At 46.7% G+C, this 11,841-nt stretch carries 12 protein-coding genes and 1 riboswitch; all 12 genes read left to right on the forward strand.

Annotated elements, in window-relative coordinates; translation table 11 throughout:
* The first annotated feature begins 108 nt into the window (after window positions 1–108).
* Window positions 109–705 (forward strand): hypothetical protein, encoded by a 597-nt coding sequence (locus tag REC12_RS09280; protein ID WP_308893823.1) that lies wholly within the window; start codon window positions 109–111, stop codon window positions 703–705.
* Between the two features lie 440 nt (window positions 706–1,145).
* On the forward strand, window positions 1,146–1,316 hold the full coding sequence (locus REC12_RS09285) for an aspartyl-phosphate phosphatase Spo0E family protein (protein ID WP_308893825.1): 171 nt from the start codon (window positions 1,146–1,148) through the stop codon (window positions 1,314–1,316).
* Between the two features lie 179 nt (window positions 1,317–1,495).
* A complete protein-coding gene (locus REC12_RS09290; protein ID WP_308893826.1) occupies window positions 1,496–2,317 on the forward strand; it encodes a 3'-5' exonuclease in 822 nt (273 codons plus the stop codon).
* Window positions 2,318–2,504: 187 nt separating this feature from the next.
* Window positions 2,505–2,606: riboswitch (purine riboswitch) on the forward strand.
* Between the two features lie 157 nt (window positions 2,607–2,763).
* On the forward strand, window positions 2,764–3,258 hold the full coding sequence (purE, locus tag REC12_RS09295) for a 5-(carboxyamino)imidazole ribonucleotide mutase (protein WP_308893828.1): 495 nt from the start codon (window positions 2,764–2,766) through the stop codon (window positions 3,256–3,258).
* 28 nt (window positions 3,259–3,286) lie between these two features.
* Entirely contained in the window at window positions 3,287–4,582 is a 1,296-nt protein-coding gene (purB, locus tag REC12_RS09300) for an adenylosuccinate lyase (protein ID WP_308893829.1), read from the forward strand.
* 52 nt (window positions 4,583–4,634) lie between these two features.
* Window positions 4,635–5,354, forward strand: coding sequence for a phosphoribosylaminoimidazolesuccinocarboxamide synthase (purC, locus tag REC12_RS09305; protein ID WP_308893843.1), 720 nt, complete (start codon window positions 4,635–4,637; stop codon window positions 5,352–5,354).
* Window positions 5,355–5,523: 169 nt separating this feature from the next.
* Entirely contained in the window at window positions 5,524–6,924 is a 1,401-nt protein-coding gene (purF, locus tag REC12_RS09310; protein ID WP_308893831.1) for an amidophosphoribosyltransferase, read from the forward strand.
* A 31-nt stretch (window positions 6,925–6,955) separates the two neighbouring features.
* A complete protein-coding gene (gene purM / locus REC12_RS09315; RefSeq protein WP_308893836.1) occupies window positions 6,956–7,969 on the forward strand; it encodes a phosphoribosylformylglycinamidine cyclo-ligase in 1,014 nt (337 codons plus the stop codon).
* Window positions 7,966–8,583 carry a phosphoribosylglycinamide formyltransferase gene (gene purN, locus REC12_RS09320; RefSeq protein WP_308893845.1) on the forward strand — a complete coding sequence of 206 codons (618 nt, stop codon included), beginning with the start codon at window positions 7,966–7,968 and terminating at the stop codon, window positions 8,581–8,583. The genes purM and purN overlap by 4 nt, the downstream gene beginning before the upstream one ends.
* A complete protein-coding gene (purH, locus tag REC12_RS09325) occupies window positions 8,580–10,124 on the forward strand; it encodes a bifunctional phosphoribosylaminoimidazolecarboxamide formyltransferase/IMP cyclohydrolase (RefSeq protein ID WP_308893838.1) in 1,545 nt (514 codons plus the stop codon). The genes purN and purH overlap by 4 nt, the downstream gene beginning before the upstream one ends.
* Before the next feature lie 8 nt (window positions 10,125–10,132).
* Window positions 10,133–11,440: a phosphoribosylamine--glycine ligase gene (gene purD, locus REC12_RS09330; RefSeq protein ID WP_308893847.1), complete on the forward strand. Its 1,308-nt coding sequence runs from the start codon at window positions 10,133–10,135 to the stop codon at window positions 11,438–11,440.
* A gap of 143 nt (window positions 11,441–11,583) precedes the next feature.
* Window positions 11,584–11,841, forward strand: a 258-nt coding sequence (locus tag REC12_RS09335; RefSeq protein WP_308893840.1) for a manganese catalase family protein, incomplete at its 3' end; no start/stop codon positions are given.

Consider the following 11,841-nt stretch of genomic DNA (forward strand, 5'->3'; position numbering starts at 1 on the left):
ATTGAATTTTCGATGTATCCTGATCATGGATTTACGAGGACATAACCCCTATAGATTATGAAGTAATTACAGAGAAACTTGCTAAAGAAAAGGGAGGTTTTACTACAGATGAAAAAAATATTTAGTATCCCCAAAACCTTGAGAAAACCATCGCTATTACTTGGATCTTTGCTTCTCATAGCAGTGCTAGGAGTTAGCGGTTGTGGTTCAAGTAACGCAAATGCCACGCAATCCACAAGTCAATCTCAAACTGATCAAAGCCAGGCAAAACAAGGACAGTCCGGACAAGGCCAGAAGATGCGCAATCCGGCTCAACAGGCAGTAATGGAAATTCGCCGTTTACAAACTAATCAGCAAAATCCCTTAACCAGTGATCAAAAAACTAAGCTTAAAACTATTTTGCAAAGTTTAATAAGCACGACAAATCCCAGCCAAGATTTTTTGCAGCAGCAAGCGGATGCAATTAACGCTGTTTTCACTGATCAGCAAAAGAGCTTCTTAGCCACCCCTCCACAAAGACCTACTAAGGGGAATAATAAGAGTTCTGGCAACCAAGAGAATCAAAACGGCCAAAACAATCAAAGTAGCCAAAACGCTCAAACCAATCCAAATGGAAACAATAAACAGGGCGGAACCAATGGTCAGCCTAGGGGTTCATTCAACCCTTCAGATTTTTACAAACAGGTTTTAGATTCCTTAAATTAGTATAGAGCGCACAAAATCCGGAGCTTTTGTACTCTTTCCTTAACATGGCAGAGAGTTTTGGCTTTTGGTTAACCGCAACTAAATGAATTGTATCTAGTTTTGATAGAAACCCGCAAGATTGAGGTTATGATACCTGGAGCTTGTGGGTTTTTTAATGCCCTATTTATTCTTGAGATAAAACGTATTGCTCGAATTCACCTTGCCTCCGGTGACAGCTAAGCTGGCAATACTCGCTTATGGGTGTTTAGCATCGTTCTTTTCAATTTGATTCTAAGCTTAGTATAGTACTTGTTTGGAACTGATTTATATTGCAATTCCCTTAAGAAAGTATAGATTCCATATTCGACAAATATATGTATATTTATGGATAATTTGTTCTTGTCTTTTCAGCAAAAAAACAATAAAATTTTTACCAAGAAGACTTTCTGGGAGGAAACCAAGTGGAAAAGAAACTTTTAAAAAGAATTGAGGTTCTTCGTAGAAAACTCAATAAATTTGGTTTGACTCATGACTTAATTGATCGCGAAGTTGTCGAGATTAGTCAACAATTGGATAGCTTGCTGAACCAATACCAGAGAATCACTTCTCATGAACAACTTAGCTTCTGGTAAAATGACGCATAATTGCTGAACGATAGGAGCCGTCCACAGGATGGCTCTTATATTTTGTATAGTGTTACTTCGCCTTGGCCTCAAACCAGTTGGGGTTATTCTCAAAGGTCAAAATGAATTGCCTTAGTGCGTTTGTGAGGAGGAGGGATTATAATAGAGGTACAGTGTAGGAGGATATTATGAATTATATTGTTTTTGATTTAGAATTTAATATGTTTTTTAGATTTAAAGAAGGAGATCAAGCTAATCCAGGTTTAAAAAATGAGATAATTCAGATCGGTGCCGTGAAATTAAATCAACAACTTGAACAGATCGGTGAGTTTAATTTACTAATTAAACCTGTTGTTTATAAACGTCTGAATCCTTATGTCAAGAAGAAGACGAATATCGATATGAGCAGGATTATCCCAAGAAGACCCTTTTTACAAGCTATGGAGAGTTTTAAAGCCTGGATGGGCAATGAAGCGGTCCTATGTTCTTGGGGTCAGGACGACATCCTAGGTTTAAGAGAAAATTGCTCATATTTTGGCTTTAATGCTTTGATCTTTGATCGGTTTATCAACATCCAAAAAATTTACATGGAGTTCGGGGGCTTAAGCAAACAACCTAGCTTGGAAAGTGCGGTGGATGGCTTGGAGATTGAGAAAAGCTTGCCTTTTCACGATGCCTTCAGTGACGCTGCCTATACGGGAGATGTTTTTAGGAAAATTTATGATTTCTCACAAGATGCCATTATTAATTGGGGAAAAGTTCAACGGGAAAACGAGCAAAGGATTGAAGAGCTGAAACATTTATTGGCTAAAACGAATATATGCTGTCCGGAATGTGGCAGCCAGGTGATAAAAAACGGGGAGTTTTCTAAGCCCAAAAAATATTTTGCCTTTGGGTTTTGCTCACACTGTAATTTGCCAATACGGCACACCGCCAGAATCGCCAATAAAAGCGGAGAATTTGAAATTATTTGCAATAATGTCATTTATAAAAAGGATCAAAGTGATTAAGCGCAATTCTCAAAAATGGATTGTAATGAACTAAAACAGTTCACTACAGTCCATTTTTGAGAATTGCGAACATAGCCTGAAATAAACAAGGGAATTAAGAATTTTAATAGGCCGAACGTTTTCGGTTAGACAGATTGTATTGTTCGATTTTTTGCTTGACCTTCCTGACGCCTTCTTGTAGAATGAACATATCAAATTCATAGGAGTTCATATAATCGCGGAGATATGGTCTGCAAGTTTCTACCAGGCTGCCGTAAATGGCCTGACTATGAGCGAAAGTGTACCTAGGGCAACCACTTGTCCAAGTGGTACAGGTTTGATTGAAAAATCAGATTACACCGAAGGGATAAAAGCCCAGGCGGGTAAGTTTCACTCTTTTATTTTTAAGGGAGAAATTTACCTGCCTGGGCTTTTGCTAATTTGCCGGAAATGAGGAGTGTTTATTGATGAATCAGGTTGGAGTTATTATGGGAAGCGATTCAGACTATAAAGTGATGGAAGATGCCCTCAAAATTCTTCGTCAATTTGAGCTGGATTTTGAAGTTAAAATTTCTTCAGCTCATAGAACTTTGGCAAGGACTCTGGATTGGGTTAAAGCTTTTGAAAACCAAGGAGGGAAACTAATTATCGCGGGTGCGGGTTTGGCGGCCCATTTGCCGGGAGTTATTGCCGGTGCTACGATATTGCCGGTGATTGGCGTTCCCTTGAGCAGTGGCCCTTTGAATGGAATCGACGCTTTGTATGCAATTGTTCAAATGCCGCCCGGAATTCCGGTAGCGACCGTAGGAGTTGGCTCTGCGCGCAATGCCGCCTTATTGGCTGTGCAAATTTTAGCCCTTCAGGATCAGAAATTAAGTCTTAAGGTTAAAGATTACCGGGCTCAAATGGCCGGGGATATTGCTGCTAAGGATGAGGCTCTACAAAAGAAACTGAGTGAATGATGAGGGCCGAACGAAAGGAGAAACCACCTTGATTGACCGCTACACACTTCCCGAGATGGGAAAAATCTGGACGGACGAGCATCGCCTTTCCCTGTGGTTGAAAATAGAAATCGCTGCCTGCGAAGGATGGGCGAAACTGGGGAAGATACCCGGAGAAGCTGTTGAAGTGATCCGGGAAAAAGCCTCCTTTACCTGGGAACGGGTACAAGCCCTTGAGGAAGTAACTCAGCACGATGTCCTGGCTTTTCTGACAAATGTTGCTGAAAATGTAGGAGATGAGGCAAAGTACATTCATTTGGGCCTTACGTCCTCGGACGTTCTTGATACAGCTTTGTCCTTGCAAATGGTGGAAGCAACCGATCTGCTGTTAGCTAAGATGGAAAGCTTGGAAGAAGTTCTCCGCCGCAGGGCGCTGGAGCAGCGGGACACCCTGATGATGGGAAGAACTCACGGTATTCACGCTGAACCTATAACGTTAGGATTGAAATTTGCCTTATGGTACGACGAAATTGGGCGTCAAAAAAGGCGTCTGGTTTGGGCTAAAGAGGAGATACGGGTAGGGAAAATTTCAGGTGCGGTTGGAACCTTTGCTAATGTGGACCCTCAAGTGGAGGCTCATGTCTGCCAGGTGTTAAACTTGAAACCTGCTCTGATTTCGACCCAGATTCTGCAGCGTGACCGTCACGCTTATTATGTGACAACTTTAGCAGGGATCGCCAGCTCTCTCGATAAAATGGCCACAGAAATTCGCAACCTTCAGAGGACAGATGTCCATGAGGTTGAAGAAGCTTTCAGCAAAGGGCAAAAAGGGTCTTCAGCCATGCCGCACAAGAAAAACCCCATCACACCGGAGCGAATTTGCGGTATGGCCCGGGTTGTGCGCGCCAATGCTCAAGTTGCTCTGGAAAATGTGGCCCTCTGGCATGAGCGGGATATCTCCCATTCCTCGGCAGAACGCATGATTTTGCCGGACAGTACTCTGGCTTTGGATTATATGCTTCATAAGATGACCCAATTGATCGACCGGCTGCAGGTGTTTCCTGAGCAGATGCAAATAAATATAGATAAAGGGTTGGGGCTGATTTTTTCACAGCGAGTGATGCTGGCCTTAGTGGCAAAAGGGGTTAGCCGGGAAAACGCTTATGCCTTAGTTCAGCGCAATGCTTTGGAAGCTTGGAATACAAAAGAACAATTTCAAAGTTTAATTCGCAAGGATTCCGGGATTAGGGAATATTTAAGCGCGGAGGAAATCAGCAGTTTGTTTGATTACGCCTACCACACCAAGCATGTGAAGGATATTTTTGAGCGTTTAGGTCTGGTTTAACAGTGGGTCTTTAAAGTCGGAAACTGATAAAATTGCGAAAGGGGTAATAATGATGGAGAAGTTAGCCTTGAGGTATGAGGGAAAGGCCAAGAAAGTTTATGATACGGATGAAAACGATTATTTTTGGGTTGCCTATAAAGACGATGCTACAGCTTTTAATGGGGAGAAAAAAGGGCAGATTGCGGACAAGGGAGAGGTCAATAATCAGCTGTCGGCACTTTTTTTTGCCGAACTTGAAAAGTCAGGTATCCCCACCCACTTTGTCCGCCTGTTGGGTCAACGGGATATGCTGGTACGCCGGTTAGAGATGATTCCCCTCGAAGTGGTGGTGCGCAATATCGTGGCAGGCAGCTTGTCCAAGCGTCTCGGCGTGGAGGAGGGCTTTGTTCTCTCCCAACCTGTCGTGGAGTTGTATTATAAAGATGATGCCTTGGGAGACCCGATGGTCAATGAATCCCATGTCACCGCTATGGGCTGGGCCAGTCCGGAGGTTGCCCGGGAAATACAAGCCCTGGGCTTAAAGGTTAATGAGCTCTTGCGCGATATTCTCCTTAAGGCTGGGATTGATCTGATTGACTTTAAATTGGAATTCGGAATCAGGGACGGCAAGGTTTATCTTGGGGACGAAATCTCGCCGGATACGTGCCGCTATTGGGATATAGAGACTCGGGAAAAGCTCGACAAGGATCGTTTTCGCCGGGATCTCGGGCAAGTGGAAGAAGCCTATCAAGAGGTCTTTCGCAGAGTTAAAGAAGTTCTCTCCCCGGTTTGATGTCTGCATAGCAAAGGCTCACTCCCGATTAGGTCCATTGGAGTATTTGCCTTAAGATATGGGCACTCTGCCGGCGGAGAAGGTAAGGTGAAAACTCTCTGAGCTTTTAAAAGCTCTGGGTTGGGTTTTCTCCTTGCCTCACTCCGGAAAGGAAAAAGGGGGGACAAAATTGTTCGATATTAGTCTGGATAAGCCCAATGAGGAATGTGGGATCTTTGGAATCTATGCGCCTAAACAAGAGGTAGCCCGTTTAACCTATTATGGTCTCTACGCATTGCAGCATCGGGGGCAGGAAAGCGCAGGCATCGCTGTTGCCGACGGGCGGACAATTGAGTTACATAAAGGCATGGGGCTTGTCTCCGAAGTGTTTTCCGACCAGATTGTGAGAGGCTTGCAAGGGAAAATGGCCATTGGCCATGTTCGCTACTCCACAACAGGTTCAAGTTTATTGGCAAATGCTCAGCCCCTGGTTGTCCATTATCAGAAAGGGATGATGGCTTTAGCCCATAACGGGAATCTCACGAATGCCACAGAACTGCGGGAAGAATTAGGTATGAACGGTGCCGTATTTCAAACCACGACAGATAGTGAAGTGATTATTAACCTCATTACCCGCTATCGCCGGGACTCTTTGGAAGATGCGCTTGTCAAAACTATGATGGATTTGCGCGGCGCGTACGCTGTGGTTATTCTGGCGGAGGATAAGCTTTTTGGTATGAGAGATCCTCATGGAGTGAGACCTCTTTGCATCGGCAGAAAAGGCGGGAAGTATTGTCTTGCTTCGGAGAGCTGTGCCCTTGATACTATTGGAGCGGAGTTTATCCGGGATTTAGAGCCGGGAGAAATCGTCATCATTGACGAGGAGGGGTTGCGTTCGCGCCCGGGATTGTCTAAAAACAGAAGTGCTTTTTGCGCTTTTGAATATATTTACTTTGCACGTCCGGACAGTACGCTGGATAGGCTGAATGTCTCGGAAAGCCGTTGGAAAATGGGAATTGAGTTAGCGCGTGAATGTCCTCTGGAGGCCGACCTCGTGATTGCAGTTCCGGATTCGGGGACCGCCTCAGCCTTGGGATATGCCTCGGCGTTGGGCTTGCCTTTCGGGGAAGGGCTGATCAAGAATCGTTATGTCGGGAGAACCTTTATTCAACCGACTCAGGAAATGAGAGAAGTGGGCGTTCGTTTGAAGCTCAATGCGAATACGAGTGTTCTTAAAGATAAACGAGTTGTTATGATTGATGACTCTATTGTGCGGGGGACCACCAGCTCTAAGTTAGTGGAGATGGTTAGAAAAGCGGGGGCTAAAGAGGTTCATTTTCTGATTAGTTCACCTCCTGTGGCTTATCCGTGTTATTATGGTATAGACACAGCCGAACGGGAAAAACTGATCGCCAATCAGTTGGATGTAGAAGGAATTCGGAAGTTTGTGGGAGCGGATTCTTTGCATTATATTTCAGAGGAAGGCTTATTACGGGCTCTTGGTACTGATGATGTTTGTCTGGCCTGTTTTAATGGCTCTTATCCTATCTCCGTTTCAAACTTAAATCGCAGTAAAAACTCTTGCGGGTAGATGGTTGGCGAAAATGTAAGGAGGAATCTTTGTGGGATACTCTTACCGAGATGCCGGTGTCGATATTCAAGCCGGCAATGACGTTGTGGAGCGCATTAAACCGGCTGTAGCCCGGACGCTTCGCCCGGGAGTTTTAGGCGGACTTGGTGGATTCGGCGGGCTTTTCACCTTGGACTTAAAAAAATATTCTGATCCGGTTCTCGTTTCGGGAACGGATGGTGTGGGGACAAAGCTGCGTCTTGCTTTTCAAATGAACCGGCATGATACGATTGGGCAGGATGCGGTCGCTATGTGTGTAAATGATATTCTGGTTCAAGGTGCGGAGCCGTTGTTCTTTTTGGACTATCTTGCCGTAGGGAAGGTAAATCCCGGGAAAGTCGCGGAGGTCGTGGGGGGAATTGCCCGGGCTTGCGAGATTTCAGGGTGCGCCCTCATCGGAGGAGAGACAGCAGAAATGCCGGGTTTCTATGCTGAAGATGAATACGATATTGCCGGTTTTGCCGTAGGTGTCGTAAACCGTGACCGTTTAATTGATGGCTCAAACATTCAAGCAGGAGATGTCCTGATTGGCCTGCCGTCGACGGGACTGCACAGCAATGGCTATTCTTTAGTAAGGAAACTATTTGAGGGGTATTCCTTAGACGATGTTTTGCCGGAGTTGGGCGAACCTTTAGGGAATGTCTTATTACGGCCCACTCAAATTTATGTTAAAACAATTTTGCCGCTTCTTGAAGGAAAAACTATTAAAGGTATGGTACATATTACGGGAGGAGGATTGACGGAGAATATTCCCCGCGTCCTGCCTTCGGGGTTAGGAGTTCAAATTGACAGGGCGGCTTGGAAACGTCCGGCGATTTTTGATTTGCTCCAACGTCTGGGGGATGTGGAGTGGGCTGAAATGTATCGAACGTTCAATATGGGGATAGGATTTGTCCTTATTGTGGGCCCGGATGACGAAGAACTTGTCCGGCGGCAGCTTGCGGTTAGGGGAGAGTCGAGCTATGTTCTTGGAAAGGTCTCAGCCGGAGAAGGTGTATGCTATTGAGAGCGGCAGTATTGGCATCCGGAAGAGGAAGCAATCTTAAAGCTTTACTTGAGGCTGCCGAAAGAGGGAGCCTTCCTATTAAGATTGTTGCCGTTGGTTCGGATCAAGCAGGGGCAAAAGCCCTTGAGTTATCCCGGGGAGCCGGAATCCCGACTCGGGTTTTTCCAAGCAAGGATTATCCTCACCGCCAGGCTCAGGAAGAGGATCTTTTGATCTGGATGAGGGAACATCGGGTTGAACTGTTACTTTTGGCGGGGTATATGAAAGTCTTGGGTCCCCAGTTTATTCGGCAGGCCAATTTTCCGATTCTTAATATTCACCCGTCGCTGCTCCCTGCCTTTCCCGGTCTTCACGCCCAGCGTCAGGCTTTGGAGTATGGAGTCAAAGTGAGCGGGTGCACTGTCCATTTTGTGGATGAGGGTCTGGACAGCGGGCCGATCCTTTTGCAGGAGGTTGTGCCTGTTTTGCCCGGGGATACGGAGGAAAGTCTGGCCCGGAGAATTTTAGAAGCGGAACATCGCCTTTACCCGGAAGCCGTTCGCCTTTTAGTTGCGGGAAAGGTTAAGCGGGTGGGACGGCGGATTCAGCTATTGCAACAGGAGGGTTCAGAATGAAGCGAAGAGCTATTATCAGTGTTTCAGACAAGACGGGGGTTATCGACTTTGCTCAGGGACTTGTGGGGTTAGGTTTTGAATTGATTTCGACAGGGGGGACGTACAAGGCTTTGGATGAAGCCAATATCCCTGTGAAATACGTCAGTGAAGTAACCGGGTTTCCTGAAGTCTTGGATGGCCGGGTGAAGACTCTCCATCCCTTGATTCATGGGGGAATTTTGGCGCGGGACTGTGTTGAACACCGTGAGCAGATGGAGCGAAACGGCATATGTTTTATAGATCTGGTTGTAGTGAATTTGTATCCCTTCCGGGAAACCATCTCTAAGCCGGGGGTGAGTTTTGACGAGGCGATAGAAAACATCGACGTCGGAGGGCCGACGATGGTGCGGGCTGCGGCCAAAAACCACGGTCGGGTTACAGTGCTTGTTAATCCCAAGTCGTACGGAGAAGTTTTAAATGTGCTGCGGGAAACAGGCGCTGTCTCAGCGGGAATGCGCAAAAGATTAGCGGCTGAGGCTTTTGCCCATACGGCGGAGTATGACCGTCTGATTGCAGGTTATTTAGAACGGCAGCTTGAACCCAGCGGGGGTTTTCCCCAAACTTTGCGGTTGACCGCTCAAAAAGTTCAGGAATTGAGATACGGCGAAAATCCCCAGCAAAAAGCCGCCTTCTATATAAATTCAGAGGCAGGGACGGGTACTTTAGCCGGAGGAAAGCAATTGCAAGGGAAAGAACTTTCCTATAATAACTGGGCAGATATGGATGCGGCCTGGAAAATTGCGCGTGAATTTGATGCCTGTGCCGCGGCGATTGTCAAACACTCTAATCCTTGCGGAGTGGCTCTGGGCCGGACCCCTTTGGAAGCCTACCAGAGTGCTCTAGCCTCAGATCCGGTTTCTGCTTTCGGTGGGATTATTGCCTTTAACCGTGTGGTCGATGGGAGCTGTGCGGAGGCCATAAAGGAATGCTTTTACGAAGTGATCGTGGCGCCGGATTTCAGCCCGGAGGCTCAGGAAGTTCTCAGCATTAAAACAAACCTGCGTCTCTTTGCCGTTGGCAGAAGAGAAAATGCAAACGCGAATTCCCGCTGGATGCTTAAAAGTATCAATGGCGGTTATTTAGTTCAAGAGGTGGACCAAGGGACAACCTCAATTAAAGAGTGGGAAGTTGTAACAGAGCAAAAACCGACAGAAGAAGATTTAAGGGCGCTGGATTTTGCCTGGCGCGTTGTCAAACATGTCAAGTCAAATGCCATCGTCGTTACAGATTATTGCCAAACTTTGGGTGTGGGGGCCGGGCAAATGAACCGGGTTGGTTCTGCGAAAATTGCTCTGGAACAGGCCGGAGAAAAGGCGAAAGGGGCCTATTTGGCCTCGGATGCGTTTTTCCCCTTTCCGGATTCCGTTGAAGTTGCAGCCCAGGCGGGAATTCGAGCCATTGTTCAGCCGGGGGGATCAATACACGATCCCGAGGTAATTGAGGCGGCTAATCGCCTGAATATGATTATGGTCTTTACGCATCGCAGACATTTTCAACATTAATGTTGAGCATGATAACCCTGGAAAGAGGTGAGCCGGTGAAGAAACGTCGGGTATTAGTTGTAGGAAGCGGCGGCAGAGAGCATGCTCTTGCCTGGAAACTGTCACAAAGTCCGGAGCTGGAACGTCTCTTTGTTGCGCCGGGAAATGCGGGGACTGAGCCTTGGAATGTTCCCATTCCGGCTCAAGATATAGCGGCTTTAGTACAATTTGCTTTGCAGGAAGCTATTGACCTGACCCTGGTTGGGCCGGAAGACCCCTTGAGCCTCGGAATTGTGGATGCTTTTCAGGAAGCGGGCCTGCGGATCTTTGGTCCAACTAAAGCGGCGGCTCAGTTGGAGGGAAGTAAAGCCTTTGCTAAGACCATCATGGAAAACGCCAATATACCAACTGCAGCGTGTGAGGTTTTTGAAGATCCCCAGCAAGCCAAAACTTATATTCGCACTCTTGGGGCACCTTGTGTTTTAAAAGCTGACGGTTTGGCGGCCGGCAAGGGTGTCATCGTAGCCCTGGATTTGGAAACGGCTCTCCAAGGGGTCGATGAAATTATGGACGGAAATTTCGGCGCAGCAGGAAAGAAGCTGCTTGTTGAAGAGTTCCTGGAAGGACAGGAAGTCAGCTTGCTCTGTTTCACCGACGGTGTTACAGCCCGGCCTATGGTTCCGGTGCAGGACCACAAACGTGCTTTGGACGGTGACAAGGGGCTTAATACCGGAGGAATGGGGACGTACAGCCCCCCTCCGATTTGGAACGCTGAATTGGAAGAACGCGTTATGGGCGATCTTGTCAATCCGACGTTAAAGGTTATGTCTGAACATGGTACTCCCTTTCAAGGGGTGCTTTTTATGGGGCTCATGCTTACGAAAGAAGGTCCGAAGTTGCTGGAATACAATGTTCGCTTTGGCGATCCGGAGACACAAGTCGTTATGAAACGTCTGGACAGTGATCTTTTGTCTGTTTTGTGGGCTTGCACTGAAGGCCGTTTATCCGAGATAAAGTTGGCCTGGAAAGACGAAGTAGCGGTTTGTGTCGTAATGGCTGCTCCGGGTTATCCGTCGGCCTATCCTAAAGGGCTGCCGATTCGCCTGCCTGAGACTGTTGGCGAGGATGCCGTCATCTTTCATGCCGGTACGCAAATAAAGAACGGAAGTCTTGAAAGCTCAGGCGGCCGCGTATTAGGTGTCACCGCCGCGGGCGAAACACTCCGGCAAGCTCGTGAAAAGGCTTACGCTTTAGTGGAAGCTGTCGGCTTTCCGGAAGCTCACTTTAGGCGGGATATCGGCCTTAAAGGGCTTGAACCTAAGTCCGTGAATAATTAGTTAAAATTAAGGTCTATCAATAACTTTACCCCTAAGCCGTCCGTCTGGACGGCTTTTTCTAATGTATCTCATTGCTTTGTGACCATTGAGATTTTTCCCCCATATAATATTGGCAAGGTGCCCTATCAAGAGGGGGGATGAAGGTGTTTCATTATCGAAAGCATTTGTTTTATCCGATACATGTTGAACGTCAAGATCCTGTGTTTGCCAAGCTTTTGCTCGAACACTATGCGGGGCGGAACAGCGAGATGTCGTCTTCAATTCAGTACTTAAATCAGCGTTCCAATATGACCAATCGATATGTTCGGGATTTACTCGGCCTAATCGCAGCGGAAGAATTAGGGCACATGGAATTGATCGCTGTGGCCATTATTAAATTAGGCGGGCCACCGCTTAATTGT

The organism is Candidatus Desulfosporosinus nitrosoreducens, assembly GCF_030954495.1.
Classification (GTDB): Bacteria; Bacillota; Desulfitobacteriia; order Desulfitobacteriales; family Desulfitobacteriaceae; genus Desulfosporosinus; species Desulfosporosinus nitrosoreducens.